The following is a 14,316-nucleotide window of genomic DNA, read 5'->3' as shown; positions in this document are numbered from 1 at the left end:
GTCTCCACGAACGCTTCGCTCGGAGTCATCCGCACCGGACCCACGCCCACCAGCGCGCTGCCCCGGGGCTCTTCCATCAGTTTGGGATTGGTTGCCATGATCCTCGTCCTCTCGGTGAATGAACGGCGGCGGAAGCCGCGGTGATCGAATCGAAAAGCGATTGTTTCACAATAGGGGGCGAGATGCAAGCGCTTACATTACCGTGCCTGCCCGCCTCCCCGGTCGCTGGGCGATCCAGCCTTGCCCATGAAAGCATAGAACCTGCCTCGAGATTGTTTCCCCAGCGGGGCGAAAGGCGCGTCTCGCCGTCCCGTGGGAATCCCGCGCATTTCCCTGCGCTCAACCGCTCCTACGGTCAGTCACGAATGGGCGCGGGCTTTCACGGACGGAGGAGGGATCGTTTTCTCATTCGTGGACATCCGTGTTCATCCGTGGCGAACGATCTATCCCGCGGCGGCATCCTCCAGGATCATGTCGGCGGCCTTCTCCGCGATCATGACCACGGGCGCGTGGGTGTTGCCGGAGACGAGGGTGGGCATGATGGAGCAGTCCACCACCCGCAAGCCCGCGAGCCCCCGCACCCGCAACCGCTCGTCCACCACCGCCATGGTATCCGAGCCCATCTTGCAGGTGCCGGAGGGATGGAAAATCGTGGCGCCGTATTCCCGGGCGAATTCGAGCAGGTCATCGTCCGAGGTGGCGGCGGGCCCGGGCCGGTATTCCTCGGCGATGTAGGGCTTGAGCGCCCCGGTCCCCGCCAGCCGGCGCGCGAATTTGATCGCCGCCACGGCGCAGCGCCGATCCACTTCCGCCGAGAGGTAGTTGGGCTGCATGGAAGGGGGCTCCATCGGGTCCGTGGAGCGGACGCGCACGTAGCCCCGCGACTCGGGCCGCAGCTGGCACACGGAGAAAGTGCAGCCCGGCCAGGGATGGGGCTCGCCCCCGGCCATGTCGGCGGAAAGGGTGGCGAAGTGGAACTGGATATCGGGGGTCCTGGACTCCGGCAGCACCCGGGTGAAGAGCCCGCCCTGGTTGATGCCGATGGCGAGCGGCCCCTTGCGGAACAGGAGCCACTTGAGCCCGATCTTGATCCGGCCCCACAGGGTGCGCAGCTCGTCGTTGGTAGTGATGGGTTTCGTGACCTTGTAGATCAAGCGCAACTGCAGATGGTCCTGCAGGTTCTCGCCCACGCCGGGCAGGTCCTTGACCACTGGGATGCCGAAGGACTGGAGGAGCGAGGCCGGCCCGACTCCGGAGAGCTGCAGGAGTTGGGGGCTCTGGAGTGCGCCGGCGGAGAGCAGGACCTCCCGCGCCGCCCGGGCCTCCCGGAGCTGGCCGCCCTGGCGGTACTGCACGCCCACCGCCCGCGCACCCTCGAACAGGATCCGGGTGACGTGGGCGTCGGTCTCGACGTGCAGGTTGGCCCGCTTACGCGCCGGGCGCAGATAGCCCACGGCGGCGCTGCAGCGCCAGCCGTTGCGGGTGAAGAGCTGGTAGTAGCCCACCCCCTCCTGGATGGGGCCGTTGAAGTCGTCGTTGCGGGGAACTCCCAGCTCGTTGGCGCCCCGGATGATGGCCTCCATCAGCTCGTGGCGCTCCCGGATGTCGGAGCACCATTGGGGGCCCTGGTCGCCGTGGTATTCGCTCGCCCCGCGGGTGTTGTGCTCGGAGCGGATGAAGTAGGGCAGCACGTCTTTCCAAGCCCAGCCCCGGTTCCCCAGCGCCGCCCAGCCGTCGTAGTCCTCGGGTTGCCCGCGCACGTAGATCAGCCCGTTAATGGAGCTGGATCCCCCCAGGCAGCGCCCGCGCGGCCAATAGATGCGCCGGTTGTGCATGTGAGGATCGGGATCGGTGTAGAAGCCCCAGTTGTAGGCGGGGTTGAACATGGTCTTGCCGTACCCGATGGGGATGTGGATCCAGAGGTAATTGTCCTTCGGACCCGATTCCAGCAGCAGCACGCGGTAGCGCCCGTTCGCCGTCAGACGGTTGGCGAGCACGCAGCCGGCGGAGCCTGCGCCGACGATGATGTAGTCGAAAGTGGGCTGGGTCATAGCGAGTTCGCGCCCGCGCCGGATTGTGCCGGTGATGTTCACGTCCCGCCGGGCTCAGGATGGCACGCTGGATTCCGCCAGGGGGCGCCCGACCAGACCAGGTTGTTGGGTTCAATCGGAACAATTCATCCCGATTTTATGGAAAGTATTTCACTATAACGGAAGATAGTCAATATAATGGGACATATTTTCCCGTTATTGTCTATTTTTCCCTTGCGCCCCGTCAAAACATCGTCTACGATGAAAGCGCTTTCCTTTCTCTGTGAAACCCAGGAATTGAAGGGGAAGCTACCGCTAGGGACGACCGCCCGACGGCCGCAGCCGAACGCGAGCCGCAGCGGTCGTGCCGTTCAAATCGCCGGCCGTCCCGAGGCCGGTCCAACGTGGAAGGAGGAGCAAAATGAGCCGCAGTTTCCTATGGAAATGGGTGGCCACCGCAGCCGCGGCGTTCCTTGCGCTCGGCGGCTCGGTGGCCCAGGCCCAGCAATACAAAATGCGCATCCAGACGGCGGTGCCCACGTCCAGCATCTACTTCGAGCTGCTGAAGAAGTTCGGCGACCGAGTGGAGAAGATGTCCGGGGGGCGGTTGAAGACCGAAGTCCTGCCCGACGGGGCGGTGGTTCCGGCCTTCGAGATCCTCGACGCCGTGGACAAGGGCATCGTGGAAGCGGGCTACGCCTGGACCCATTACTGGTCCGGCAAACACCCGGCGGCGGGAATCTTCTCCAACCCGATGGCTGGCTCCGGTGTGGGGATGGATCAGCTTTCCCACATCGCCTGGCTCTTTGAGGGCGGTGGCTACGACCTTTACAAGAAGTTCTACGCGGATGTGCTCAAGGTCAACGTGGAGCCCCTGCTCGTGCAGCCCATGGGGCCCGATCCCCTCGGCTGGTTCAAAAACCCGATCAAGAACCTGGAAGACTTCAAGAAGCTCAAGTACCGCTCGCCGCCCGGAATCACCGGAGAGATCTTCAAGGAGATGGGCGTCTCGGCGGTGGCCATGCCCGGGGGTGAAATCGTCCCGGCGGCCCAGCGGGGAGTGATCGACGCCGCCGAATGGATCGGCCCGGCAGACGACATCAATCTGGGTTTACACACGGTGTGGAAGCACTACTATCTCCAGGGCCTGCACCAATCCACTGACGTAGGGGAAATCCTGATCAACAAGAAGTTCTGGGACAAGCTGCCCAAGGAGATCCAGGAAATCATCCGCGGCGCGGCCATGGCCTCCATGACCGAGACCTACACCTACAACGTGTACCGCAACGCGCTGGCCATCAAGACCATGCGCGAAAAGCACGGGGTCCAGGTGCACGACACGCCCAAGGACATCTACGCCGCGTTCGTGAAAGCCACCAACACGGTGCTGGACCGCTACGCGGCCAAGGACCCATTCTTCAAGGAAGTGCTGGACTCCCAGCGGAAGTTCGCCCAAGTGGTGGTTCCGTACTGGACCAAGATCCTGGATCTGTATTCCGGCCTCGGCAACGCCGCTCTGGAAACCGGCGCGGTCAAGCCGTAACCGGTATCACATCGCTCGATCCCGTGGGGGCGCGGAGCGATCCGCGCCCCTTCATAGCACTATAACGGCCAAATCGAGGCAAAGGTCATGGCAAGTCCACCGATCGCCCTCCGGCGCGCGATCGATTTCCTCGACGGCATTAGTCTCTGGTCAGGAAAGATCGTGGCCTGGCTCATCTTCCCCATGGTGGGAAGCCTCGTCTACGAGGTGATCGCCCGCTATGCATTCAACGCTCCCACCGTCTGGGCCTACGACATGACATTCATGCTGTACGGGAGCTTTTTCATGCTGGGTTCGGCCTACACCCTGCTGCGCAAAAGTCACATCCGCACCGATATGTTCTACATGAACTGGCCGGCGCGGCGCCAGGGCTGGGTAGACACGGTGTGCTACGTGCTGTTTTTCTTTCCCGGCATGATCGCTTTCCTGGTGGTGAGCTGGGATTTCTTCTGGATTTCGTGGGAGCGGGGCGAGCGCATCGTCACCAGCCCCTGGATGCCCATCGTCTATCCTTTCAAGGCGACGATCCCCATCGCCACCTTATTGCTCCTGCTCCAGGGACTCTCTGAGCTGCTAAAGAGCGTCTACGCCGCCCTCAAGGGAGAATGGCTGTGAGCCCAGAAGTGATCGGATTTCTGGCGCTCGCCGCCCTGTTCGCCGCCATCTTCATCGGCTTTCCCATCGCCTTCACCCTGATCGCCGTCGCCCTTGCCTTCGGTTACTGGGCCCTGGGCGACGTGGTGCTGTATCTGATGACGCTCCAGGTCTTTTCCGTGATGCGGGACCCCACCCTGGCGGCGGTGCCGTTTTTCCTGTTCATGGGATTCCTGCTGGAGCAGTCGGGGCTTATGGAGCGCCTGTTCCGCGGCATCGAGCATCTGCTGGCCGACGTGCGCGGATCGCTGTACCTGGCGGTGCTGGTAACGGCCACCATCTTCGCCGCCGCCACCGGCATCGTGGGCTCGTCGGTCACGCTCCTCGGCGTGATGGCGGCGCCGGCCATGATGAAGAGCGGCTACGACGTGAGAATGTCGGCCGGGGCGATCACCGCCGGCGGAACCCTGGGCATTCTCATTCCGCCGAGCGTGATGCTCATCGTCATGGGGCCCGTGGTCGGCGTTCCCACCACCTATCTCTTCGCCGCTGCCGTATTTCCCGGGCTGATGCTTGCCGGGCTGTACATCGGCTACACCCTGATCCGGAGCTTCATCAATCCGCGTCTTGGCCCTCCGCTGCCGATAGAAGAACGAGCCGAGAATTTCGGCATCGTGCTCAAGGAGCTGATGGTCGGGGTGGTGCCCGTGGTGGTGATCATCCTGGCGACGCTGGGGGTGATCCTGGCCGGCATCGCGACCCCCACCGACGCGGGAGCCATGGGGGCATTCGCGGTGCTCCTGCTCACCCTGCTCTACCGGCAGATGAGCTGGGAGAGGCTGAAGAAGGCGGTCTACGCGACGCTCGAGGTCTCATGCATGATCCTGTTGCTGGTGGCCGCCTCCAACTTCTTCGGCGCGGTGTTCTCCCGGCTCGGCAGCGCCACCTGGCTCGCCGAGGGGCTGCTCACCCTGGAGATGGCGCCGATTGTGATGCTGGTGCTGATTCTGGCCATCATCTTCATCCTCGGCTGGCCCCTGGAGTGGGTGCCCATCGTGCTGATCGTGGTGCCCATCTTCCTGCCGCTGGTGAAACAACTCGGCATCGATCTCGTCTGGTTCTCCACCCTGGTGGCGGTGTGCCTCCAGACCGCCTGGCTCTCGCCGCCGGTGGCGCTCTCGGCCTACTTCCTGAAGGGCGTGGTGCCGGAATGGGGGCTCAAGGACATCTACCTGGGCATGCTCCAGTTCATGGGGCTGCAGGTGATCGGCCTAGGAATCCTGCTGGCGTTCCCGGCGCTGGCCACCTGGCTTCCCCAGTATCTGTTCCAATGAGCAGGCCGCGGGCACGATGTCGCGGACTCTGGCGAAGTTACAATGATGGGGACCGCTGCGGCCGCCCCCGCCGACCCGGCGGAGGCCCCACCGGTCCAGCGTGACTTTCCTTCTATGGCGTCGAGCCCAGCGATCCCATCGGCCCCCGCGCCCAGCCAAGGCGCCTCGCCCCTCTCCCGCGCCGTGGAGATCCTGGAGCGGGTTGCCCGGGCCGAGCGCCCCATCGCCCTGGCGGACCTGATCGAGCAGAGCGGGTTGCCGAAGTCCACCGTGCATCGGGTGCTGGCCCAGCTCGAGCGGGAGCTGCTGGTGCAGCGGGAACCCGACGGTAAGCGCTACACCGCCGGACCGCGCCTCTCCGCCATCGCCCTCGCGGCCATGCGCAATTCCTCCGATCGGGCAGCGCGCCACGCCATCCTGCGGGCCCTGGTGGACGAGATCGGCGAGACCTGCAACTTCACCACCCTGGACGGCAACGAGATCGTGTACCTGGACCGGGTGGAAGCCCACTGGCCCCTGCGCATGGTGCTGCAGCCCGGCTCCCGGGTGCCGCTCCATTGCACCGCCAGCGGCAAGCTATTTCTGGCGCTGATGCCGGCGCCGCGGCGGCAGCGGCTGCTGCGGGCGGCCCCCCTCAAGCGCTTTACCGACAACACCATCACCAATCCGGAACGGTTGGAGCAGGCCCTGAAGGTGATCCGCGAGGAAATGGTGGGCACCGATGAGGAGGAGTTCCTTGCCGGACTTTCCGCCATCGCGGTGCCCGTCCTGGACCGCCAGGGGCGCATCTGCGCTACCGTGGCGGTGCATGCCCCCACCGCGCGCATGAACCTCCAGCAGGCCCGCGCCCATCTTCCCGCTCTGCGCCGGGCCGCTGCCGCCCTCGCGGCTAGCTGCGCCTACGAAAAAGCCTAGCCGGAATGTCCGGGTTGACCCGATGATGGAAGCTGGGGCGTTGTCCCCCGCCCATTTCGCCCTGGCGCTGGCCATCATGGCCCTGGCGGGACTGGTGCACGGCGCCCTGGGCCTCGGCTTTCCCCTGGTGGCGACTCCGCTCCTCGCCCTCATCACCGACATGAAGACGGCCATCGTCTTCACCTGGCTCCCTACCTTCACCGTCATCCTCCTCAGCATCGCCAAGGGCGGGCGGCCGGCGGAGACGGTAGTGCGCTTCTGGGCGCTGCCCCTGTACATGATCGTGGGCAGCTATCTGGGCGCGCGGCTCCTCATCGTCTCGGACCCGGCCCCCTTTGGGCTGCTGCTGGGGCTGCTCGTGCTGGCCTACCTCAATCTGGATCGGCTGCGGAGCCTGGCCGGCCGCTGGATCGAGGAACACGCCCGGCTCACCCGCGCGGTCTTCGGTCTGATGGCCGGCCTGTTCGAGAGCACCGCCAACGTGGCCGGGCCCGTGCTCCTCATCTACTTCCTGTCCCTGGGGCTCGCCCCGGCCGTCCTGGTGCAGGCCCTCAATTTCTGTTTTTTCGCCGGTAAATCCACCCAGGGTGTCACCCTGGCGCTGGCTGGCGGCGTCGCGCCGGCCGTGTGGCTGTCCACGGTGCCCTTCGCCGCGGCGGGGGCGGCGGCCCTTTTCGGCGGCATCGCGCTGCGCAACCGGATCAGCGCCGAGACCTACCGGCGCTGGCTGCGGGGCGCCCTGTGGGTGATCGCCGGGCTACTCATCGGCCAGTTCGCCTGGCGGTCGGTCCACTGACGGCGGGCAGCCGATCAGCGCTTAGAAAACGACCACCTGGCGCACCGCTTTCCCTTGCCGCAGGCGCTCGAAGCCCTCGTTGATCTCGTCGAGAACGAGCCGCCCCGTCACCAGCCGGTTCACGGGAAGGCGCCCGCGGCGGTACAGGGCCATGTAGCGCGGGATGTCCCGGGCCGGCACGCAGGTGCCGATGTAGCTGCCCTTCACGGTGCGCTCCTCCGCCACCAGGTTGACCAGGGGCAGGGGAAGGGCGGCGGTGGGCGGCGGCAGGCCCGCCGTGACGGTGATGCCGCCGCGCCGGGTGATGCGATAGGCGAGCTCCATCGCCTTGACCGAGCCCGCGAACTCCAGGGCGTACTCCACGCCGCCCCCCGTGGCGGCGCGCACCTGATCCACGCACTCGGGCGCTCCGGCATCGAAGGTGTCGGTCGCCCCCAGCCGGGCGGCGAGGGCCAGCTTGTCCTCGGCCAGGTCCACGGCCACGATCCGGGAGGCGCCGGCGGCGACCGCCCCCAGCAGGGCCGCCAGGCCCACGCCGCCCAGGCCCACCACCGCCACCGTGGCCCCGGCGGACACCCTGGCCGTGTTCACCACCGCCCCCACGCCGGTCAGCACCGCACAGCCGAACAACGCCGCCTCGTCCAGAGGAAGCTCGGGATCGATCTTTACCAGGGAGCGCCGGGACACCACCGCGTACTCGGCGAAGGCCGAGCAGCCGAGATGGTGGTGGATGGGGCTGCCTTTGCGCGTGAGCCGCCGCTCGCCGGAGAGCAGCGTCCCGGCCGTGTTGGCCGCCGCTCCGGGCTCGCACAGGGCGGGCCGCCCTTCCGCGCAGGGCAGGCAGTGGCCGCAGCTCGGCACGAACACCAGCACCACGGGATCGCCCCGCTTGAGATCGTCCACCCCGGGTCCAGTCTCCTCCACGACCCCCGCCGCCTCGTGGCCCAACAGCATGGGAGTAGGCCGAGGCCGGTCACCGTTGATCACCGACAAATCCGAGTGGCACAGCCCCGCCGCCGCGATTCTGACCAGCACTTCGCCGGGGCCTGGCGGGGCCAGCTCCACCTCCTCGATCTTGAGGGGCCGGGTGACCGTGTAGGGGGGCTCCACCCCCATCCGCTCCAGCACTGCGCCGCGAATCTTCATACGTCCGTCTCCATCAAATCGAGTTCATTCGGGGATCATCTTTTCGAACCCGCGTTTCAAGCTTCCACTCCGGCCCGCTCCGACACCACGCCGCGCTCGATCACGAACACCTTGTCCACCAGCCCCGCGCAGTGACGGTAGTCCGACTCGGACACGAGCACCGCGGGCCCCTCCGCCTTGAGCCTGCGCAGCACTTCCCCCAGGCGATGGGCGAGGGCCGGGGCGATGCCTTCGAAGGGCTCGTCCAGGAGCATCAGGCGCTCCCCGTTCATCAGCGCCCGGGCGAGGGCCGCGAGCTTCTGCTGCCCGCCGGAGAGCTGCAGGGCGCGGCGCGAGGAAAAACCCTCCACCTCGGGCATCAGAGCGTAGATCCAGGCGAGCCGCGTCTCGGCGCCGGGGATGTCGTTGGCCCAAGCGGGAAGCAGGATATTTTCCTGCACCGTGAGTTCCGGCACCAGGCGCCGGTCCTCGGGCATGTAGCCCACGCCCAGCTTCGCCCGCAGGTGGGGCGGCAGCGCCGTCGCGTCGCGGCCGCCGATGGCCACCCGGCCGCCCGAGGGCTGCACCAGCCCCATGACGGCGCGCATCAGGGTGGTCTTGCCGGCGCCATTGCGGCCGACGAGCCCCGCCATCGTCCCCGCGGGAAGATCGAGGCAGGCGCCGCGCAACACCTGGGCTCCCTCGATCCCGACGTCGAGCCCTTCCACCCTAAGCATGGGGCGCGCTCCTCCCCGCCCGGTGCAGCTCGGTCCCCACCACGTGGCGCCGCACCTCCGGGTCCCCCAGCACCTCCTCAGGCGGGCCGTCGGCGATCACCCGCCCTTCGTAGAAAGCGAGCACCCGGGAGGCGTAGCGCTCCACGATCTCCATGTCATGTTCGACGAACAGGCTCGCCGCGCCCGTCTCCCGCACCGCGCTCATCACCGTGTCCATGAGCGGAAACTTCTCCTCCACCGACACGCCGCTGGTGGGCTCGTCCAAGAGCAGCAGGGCTGGCCGGGCCACCGTGGCCATGGCGATGTCGAGGAGCTTGCGCACCCCCTGGGGCAGGGTCGCCGCTCGCGCTGGCGCGTATTCGGCGATGGCGTAGCGCCGCAACAGGGCGCTCCCGCGCTCCTCCCGCTCCCGGGTGCGCAAGGGCCTCACCCACGTGAGCCGCCCCTCTCCCAGCATGGCCAGGGCGATCAGCACATTTTCCAGCACCGAAAGCTCGCGAAAGATCTGGGGGATCTGGAACGAGCGGCAGACCCCGGCGCGGGTCACTTCGCGCGGAGCAAGCCCCGTGATGTCCCGCCCGCGGAAATGCACCGTGCCCTCGGAAGGCTTGAGATAGCCGGTCACCATGTTGATGAAGGTGGTCTTGCCCGCGCCGTTGGCGCCGATCACGCCCACGACTTCCCCTTCCGCCACCCGCACGCTGACCTGCGCCGCCGCCACTACGGCGCCAAAGCGCTTGCTGAGGGATCGGGTCTCCAGGATCGGCCCCATGGGTTCACGCCCTTCCGCGTCCGGCCACCAGGGACCACAGGCCCCTGGGCAGGAACAGGATGATGGTGAGCAGCACGGCACCGAGAATGAGCTGCCAGGTGTAAGGCGAGACCTGGAACGCGTAGCTCTTCACCAGCTCGAAGATGAGGGATCCCAGGTACGGGGCGGCCACGTGGGCGGTGCCGCCCATCAGGGCGATGAACACGAATTCGCCGGAAGTGGTCCAGTAGGCCATGTCCGGTCCCACGTGGCCGGTGGCGAAGGCGGTGAGCGTCCCCCCCAGGGCGGCCAGGCCCGCGGCCAGCACGTACTTGATATAGACCACGCGCCGCGCCGAGACGCCCAGGTATTCCACTCGGATCTCGTTCTCCCGCACCGCCTCGCCGGCGTAGCCCAAGCCGGCGTGGAAGTAGCGGTGCAGCCCCCAGGCGCAGGCCACGGCCACCAGGCTCGCGAGGGCAAACACCCAGGTCCCGGCGTTCTCGGGCGCATATCCCAGGAAGGTGGGAGAAGGGACGTGGAAACCGTCCGTGGAGCCCAGGGCCTGGGAGCGGGCGAGGATGCCGTACAGGATCATGGAAAAGGCCAGGGTGAACATGGCGAAGAAGATCTCCCGGTAACGGCACAGCAGCGCTCCCAGCACCGCCCCGATGGCGAGTCCGGAGGCGAGCCCCAGGGCGAGGAGGGCGAAGGCGTCGGTCAGCCCCAGGTACCTGCCGGCGAGCCCCGCCGCGTAGCCGCCGACGCAGAAGTAGAGCCCCTGCCCGAAGGAGACCAGCCCCGCTCGCATGAGCACCACCACCCCCGCCACCACCAGCGCCCGGGCGAGGGCCACCGTGACGAGAAAGGAGAGCCACCGGGGAAGCCAGGGCCCCGCGATGAGCAGGGTGGCGAGCGCCAGCACCGCCGCGACGGCCGTCTTGTCCGGCTTCCCCATCAGATCTTCCTCACCGCGGCGCCGGCGAACAGCCCGTGGGGACGAAACGCCAGCACCGCGGACATGACGGCATAGACCACGAACAGCTCCAGCTCCGGGAAGTAGTGCACCGCCGCGGCCCGCGAAAGTCCCACGATGAGGGCCCCCACCACCGCCCCGGCCACGCTCCCGAGGCCACCGATCACCACCACGGCGAAGGCGATGACGATCACCTCCACGCCGATGCCGGTCACCACCGAGAGCAGCGGCGCCGTGAGGGCGCCGGCCAGGGCCCCCAGGACCCCGCCGATCACGAAGGTGATCACGAAGGTGCGGGAGACGTTGATTCCCAGGACGGCGGCCATCTCCCGGTCGTAGATCACCGCCTTGAGGAGCCGGCCCGGCCGGGTGCGCTCCAGCGCCCACGCCAGCAGCGCGGCGATCGCCACCGCGGCGCCGATCAGGACGAGATCATAGCGGGCGAAGCTCACCTCGCCCACCTGGAGCCTGCCCAGCAGGCTGTAGGGCTGGTGGGCCATGTAGGGATTCACGCCCCAGACGAGCTTGATCAAGTCCTCCAGCATGAGCAGCACCGCGTAGGTGACCAGCAGCATCACCACCTCGTCGCGGCCGTACATGAACCGCAGCACGCCCCGCTCCACCAGCAGGCTCACCGCCGCCCCTGCGACCAGGGCGGCCGCCAGGAGGACCGGGTAACCCCCCCAGGGAACGTACCCGGAGGCGAAGTACCACCCGGCGGCGGAGGCGGCGGCGTAGGCGCCCACGGCGTAGAGACTGCCGTGGGCCAGGTTCAGGATCTTCATCACCCCGTAGACCAAGGTAAGGCCCGCGGCCACGATGAACAGCCACGAGGCGTAGATCAGCCCGTCGGCGACGATGGCGAGCAGCTTGAGCATGGACCTAGCACTTCGCCCCCGGGAAACCGGCCTCGATCCACTGCTCGCTGGTCATGGTGTCCGGGGGATTGACGCACTCGGCCGGGTAGCGCTTGACGTTCACGATCGCCGGCTTGCCCCCCTCCCGCTTGAAGCGTCCGTAGACCATTTCCTGTACCGCCTGGTGCCCTTTGCCCAGGACCATCTTCACCGTGCCGCTGGGCGCTTCGAAGGTGAGTCCCTCCAGGGCGGCGATGATGTCGGCCTCCGATGGATTGGGCTTCGCCTGGGCCGCTTTCTCGGCGGCGGCCTTCAGGCCCAGGATCGCCTGGGCCATCTTGTAGGAGGGGTAGGTGGGCCAGGTGTTGTAGCGGTTGAAGTAGCTCTCCCGGAACCAGCGGTTCAAGGCGTTGTCCGGCGCGAACACGCCGTAGGGTCCACGGCCGCCGATCACGGCGCCCTCGGGCATCTGGTCGGCGAGGCGGAACATGGCGGTCTCGCCGGTGGTGAGCACGGGCGTCTGCTTCGCGAACAGGCCCCGGGCGGACGCCTGCAGCACGAAGCTTTCCATATCTCCGCCCCAGAAGCTGGAATGGACGTAATCGGCCTCGTGCAGCATCAGCGCCGAGATCTCCGCGCCGTACTGCCCGGCGAAGAGTTTCGGCCACTGGACGGTGCCCACCTCCACGCCCGGCTTCAGTTTCTGCAGGGCCTTGATGAAGTCGTTCCAGGAGTCCTGCCCCCAGGCGTAGTTCTGGTTGATCCCGTTTACCCGCTTGAGGTTGGGGGTGAGCTCCAGGATGTAGCGGGCGGCGCCCACGTTGTCCATGGTGGCGGTGGGGCCGGTGCGGAACACGTACTTGTAGCTGCGCTCTTCGAAGACCCGGGGCGTGCCGCAGTCGAAGAAGACGGTGAGTTTCTTCAGCTCCTCCGCCACTGGCGCGACGGCGAGGCAGTCCCCCGAGGAGATATAGCCGATCACCGCGTCCGCCTTGTCCCGCTGCACCAGGTTGCGAAATTCTGCCACCTGCTTGGTGGGACCGCCCGCCTCGTCCACCCAGATCGGCTTGATGGCAAGCCCCGCGATCCCCTTGGCTCCGTAGGGCGCCGGCACGGTGCCGTTGTTGATCGCCTCGATCACCATCTCGGCGGCGTTGCGCGCCGGGACGCCGAAGGGACCCGCGGCGCCGCCGGAAAGGAAAGTCACCAGCCCGAGGCGGTACTCCTGGGCGGCCGCCGGAGCCGTCGCCGCCGCCAGAAATACCCCTGCGAGGAGCCCCGTGGCCAGGCCGCCGAACCGTTTCCCCTGCTTCGATCGATCTTTCATGGTCCCCTCCTTATCCGTGTGTCTGCGTTTGTCGGTTGGATTCCGCCCGCCGGGCCGCGCGCGGCCGAGCGCAGCGCCTCCGGCGGGTACACCTTGAATCGGCTGAGCATGGCCTTCGCGGGCGGAAAGCGCTCGTCGGGCACCACCTCGCCGATGGCGACGGTCTGCTGCATCTGGTGGGTCGCCGGATCCATGTAGGACTCGAAGCCCTCCGGGTCTTCCGGGAGCTTGAGCCGCAGCCCCTCCAGGGCGGCGATCAGGCGCTCGCCGTCGGCGACCCCGCCCGCCCGAGCCACCGCCTCGGCGATGGCCAGGATCCCGGTGTACGCTCCTTGCGCCGCGTAGGAGGGATAGCGCCCCGCCCGGGCATGGAAACCCTGGACGAAGCGGCGGTTCGCCTCCGTCTCGGGCCAGTTGTTGTGGTGCCGCGCCGAGAGGATCAACCCGGTGGGCATGTCGGCGCCTAAGGCGGCCATCACTTCGTAGTTTCCGCCGGCGTCGAAATTGGCGAACTGTATCTTCTCGAACAGGCGCACCGTCCTGGCCTGCTGGATGAAGGCCACCAGGTCGCCCCCCCAGTGGCCGTTCACCACCAGGTCGGGCTTCGCCTCCAGGAGGGCCGCGATGTAGCGGGAATAGTCCGGCTCGTACAGCTTGGGCCACAGCACCGCGGCCACCTCGTAGCCCACGCCGAGGGCGTCGAGGGCCTGGCGCAGGTCCAGCCACTGCCTGTGACCGTAATCGTAGTCCGGCCCGATGAAGGCGATGCGCCGCCAGGGCCTGCGGCGCTGCAGCTCCTGGAGGTAGCGGGCCCCCGCCTCCATGGACTGGCGCGTGTTGTTGGTCACGCGGAAGTAGTGGCGGTGCAGCGCCTCCTCGGTGAGCCGCGACGAGGCGTGGTCGGTGCCAATGAAGATGGTCCGAGTGCGCCGGGCCACCTCGGTCACCGCGAGGGCGACAGCGGAGGAGACCACCCCGCACAGGAAGTGCACCCGGTCCCGCTCGACGAAGCCCTGGGCGGTCAGGGCCCCGAGGGAGGGCTTGGACTTGGTGTCCTCCACCAGCACCCGCAGCCGGGGCGTGTCGCGCCGCTCCGCGATCTCCGCGAGGGCCAGTTCGATGGCCGCCACGCTGTCCCGGCCGTAGAGGCCTCCGCGCCCGGTCATGGGGAACATGCAGCCCACCACCACGTCGGCCTTGTCCCGAGGCGCCCCCAGCTCGATGCGCGCCGCCGCCGGGGACGCGGCCAAAGCGCCAGCGGCGAGGAGCAAGGCCCCCATGCTACCTAGGATCCGACGCCCTCCTCCGTTCATGTGCTGGCCCTCCTGTCT

General features: G+C 67.5%; 13 protein-coding genes. 5 read left to right on the top strand and 8 right to left on the bottom strand.

Annotation, left to right across the window (positions count from 1 at the left end; translation table 11 throughout):
* Positions 1-443 precede the first annotated feature (443 nt).
* Positions 444-2,051: a GMC family oxidoreductase gene (locus tag ACTFO6_RS16755; protein ID WP_439935586.1), complete on the bottom strand. Its 1,608-nt coding sequence runs from the start codon at positions 2,049-2,051 to the stop codon at positions 444-446.
* Positions 2,052-2,451: 400 nt separating this feature from the next.
* On the opposite strand from ACTFO6_RS16755, the gene ACTFO6_RS16750 reads away from it, so the two are divergent.
* The 5 genes from ACTFO6_RS16750 (at position 2,452) to ACTFO6_RS16730 (ending at position 7,212) form a co-directional block, all read left to right on the top strand.
* Complete coding sequence (locus ACTFO6_RS16750) at positions 2,452-3,573, top strand: TRAP transporter substrate-binding protein (protein ID WP_439935585.1); 1,122 nt, start codon at positions 2,452-2,454, stop codon at positions 3,571-3,573.
* Positions 3,574-3,660: 87 nt separating this feature from the next.
* Complete coding sequence (locus tag ACTFO6_RS16745; protein ID WP_439935584.1) at positions 3,661-4,188, top strand: TRAP transporter small permease subunit; 528 nt, start codon at positions 3,661-3,663, stop codon at positions 4,186-4,188.
* Positions 4,179-5,501, top strand: coding sequence for a TRAP transporter large permease (locus ACTFO6_RS16740; RefSeq protein WP_439935583.1), 1,323 nt, complete (start codon positions 4,179-4,181; stop codon positions 5,499-5,501). Before ACTFO6_RS16745 ends, ACTFO6_RS16740 begins: the two co-directional genes overlap by 10 nt.
* A 42-nt stretch (positions 5,502-5,543) precedes the next feature.
* Entirely contained in the window at positions 5,544-6,416 is an 873-nt protein-coding gene (locus ACTFO6_RS16735) for an IclR family transcriptional regulator (RefSeq protein WP_439935582.1), read from the top strand.
* A 22-nt stretch (positions 6,417-6,438) separates the two neighbouring features.
* Positions 6,439-7,212, top strand: coding sequence for a TSUP family transporter (locus tag ACTFO6_RS16730; RefSeq protein WP_439935581.1), 774 nt, complete (start codon positions 6,439-6,441; stop codon positions 7,210-7,212).
* A 21-nt stretch (positions 7,213-7,233) separates the two neighbouring features.
* On the opposite strand, the gene ACTFO6_RS16725 is transcribed toward ACTFO6_RS16730, so the two are convergent.
* Genes ACTFO6_RS16725 through ACTFO6_RS16695 form a run of 7 tightly spaced genes read right to left on the bottom strand, consistent with a single transcriptional unit; the run spans position 7,234 to position 14,265 of the window.
* Positions 7,234-8,358 carry a zinc-dependent alcohol dehydrogenase family protein gene (locus ACTFO6_RS16725; protein WP_439935580.1) on the bottom strand — a complete coding sequence of 375 codons (1,125 nt, stop codon included), beginning with the start codon at positions 8,356-8,358 and terminating at the stop codon, positions 7,234-7,236.
* 56 nt (positions 8,359-8,414) lie between these two features.
* On the bottom strand, positions 8,415-9,074 hold the full coding sequence (locus ACTFO6_RS16720; protein WP_439935579.1) for an ATP-binding cassette domain-containing protein: 660 nt from the start codon (positions 9,072-9,074) through the stop codon (positions 8,415-8,417).
* Positions 9,067-9,846, bottom strand: coding sequence for an ABC transporter ATP-binding protein (locus tag ACTFO6_RS16715; RefSeq protein WP_439935578.1), 780 nt, complete (start codon positions 9,844-9,846; stop codon positions 9,067-9,069). Before ACTFO6_RS16715 ends, ACTFO6_RS16720 begins: the two co-directional genes overlap by 8 nt.
* A 4-nt stretch (positions 9,847-9,850) precedes the next feature.
* Positions 9,851-10,783 carry a branched-chain amino acid ABC transporter permease gene (locus tag ACTFO6_RS16710; protein WP_439935577.1) on the bottom strand — a complete coding sequence of 311 codons (933 nt, stop codon included), beginning with the start codon at positions 10,781-10,783 and terminating at the stop codon, positions 9,851-9,853.
* Positions 10,783-11,679 (bottom strand): branched-chain amino acid ABC transporter permease, encoded by an 897-nt coding sequence (locus tag ACTFO6_RS16705; RefSeq protein ID WP_439935576.1) that lies wholly within the window; start codon positions 11,677-11,679, stop codon positions 10,783-10,785. The genes ACTFO6_RS16710 and ACTFO6_RS16705 overlap by 1 nt, the downstream gene beginning before the upstream one ends.
* Before the next feature lie 4 nt (positions 11,680-11,683).
* Complete coding sequence (locus ACTFO6_RS16700; protein WP_439935575.1) at positions 11,684-12,985, bottom strand: ABC transporter substrate-binding protein; 1,302 nt, start codon at positions 12,983-12,985, stop codon at positions 11,684-11,686.
* Positions 12,982-14,265, bottom strand: a complete 1,284-nt coding sequence (locus tag ACTFO6_RS16695) for an ABC transporter substrate-binding protein (RefSeq protein ID WP_439935574.1) — start codon at positions 14,263-14,265, stop codon at positions 12,982-12,984. The genes ACTFO6_RS16700 and ACTFO6_RS16695 overlap by 4 nt, the downstream gene beginning before the upstream one ends.
* Positions 14,266-14,316: the final 51 nt, after the last annotated feature.

The sequence above is a fragment of the Pelomicrobium sp. G1 genome (genome assembly GCF_051905455.1).
Taxonomy (GTDB): Bacteria; Pseudomonadota; Gammaproteobacteria; order Burkholderiales; family UBA6910; genus Pelomicrobium.
Note: the sequence above shows the minus strand (reverse complement) of the source record. Positions and strands in the feature narration are given on the sequence as shown.

Excerpts from the sequence above, each read along its gene's own strand:
- ACTFO6_RS16755 (WP_439935586.1), bottom strand. The coding sequence starts at position 2,051 with ATGACCCAGCCCACTTTCGACTACATCATCGTCGGCGCAGGCTCCGCC.
- ACTFO6_RS16750 (WP_439935585.1), top strand. The coding sequence starts at position 2,452 with ATGAGCCGCAGTTTCCTATGGAAATGGGTGGCCACCGCAGCCGCGGCG.
- ACTFO6_RS16745 (WP_439935584.1), top strand. The coding sequence starts at position 3,661 with ATGGCAAGTCCACCGATCGCCCTCCGGCGCGCGATCGATTTCCTCGAC.
- ACTFO6_RS16740 (WP_439935583.1), top strand. The coding sequence starts at position 4,179 with ATGGCTGTGAGCCCAGAAGTGATCGGATTTCTGGCGCTCGCCGCCCTG.
- ACTFO6_RS16735 (WP_439935582.1), top strand. The coding sequence starts at position 5,544 with ATGATGGGGACCGCTGCGGCCGCCCCCGCCGACCCGGCGGAGGCCCCA.
- ACTFO6_RS16730 (WP_439935581.1), top strand. The coding sequence starts at position 6,439 with ATGATGGAAGCTGGGGCGTTGTCCCCCGCCCATTTCGCCCTGGCGCTG.
- ACTFO6_RS16725 (WP_439935580.1), bottom strand. The coding sequence starts at position 8,358 with ATGAAGATTCGCGGCGCAGTGCTGGAGCGGATGGGGGTGGAGCCCCCC.
- ACTFO6_RS16720 (WP_439935579.1), bottom strand. The coding sequence starts at position 9,074 with ATGCTTAGGGTGGAAGGGCTCGACGTCGGGATCGAGGGAGCCCAGGTG.
- ACTFO6_RS16715 (WP_439935578.1), bottom strand. The coding sequence starts at position 9,846 with ATGGGGCCGATCCTGGAGACCCGATCCCTCAGCAAGCGCTTTGGCGCC.
- ACTFO6_RS16710 (WP_439935577.1), bottom strand. The coding sequence starts at position 10,783 with ATGGGGAAGCCGGACAAGACGGCCGTCGCGGCGGTGCTGGCGCTCGCC.
- ACTFO6_RS16705 (WP_439935576.1), bottom strand. The coding sequence starts at position 11,679 with ATGCTCAAGCTGCTCGCCATCGTCGCCGACGGGCTGATCTACGCCTCG.
- ACTFO6_RS16700 (WP_439935575.1), bottom strand. The coding sequence starts at position 12,985 with ATGAAAGATCGATCGAAGCAGGGGAAACGGTTCGGCGGCCTGGCCACG.
- ACTFO6_RS16695 (WP_439935574.1), bottom strand. The coding sequence starts at position 14,265 with ATGGGGGCCTTGCTCCTCGCCGCTGGCGCTTTGGCCGCGTCCCCGGCG.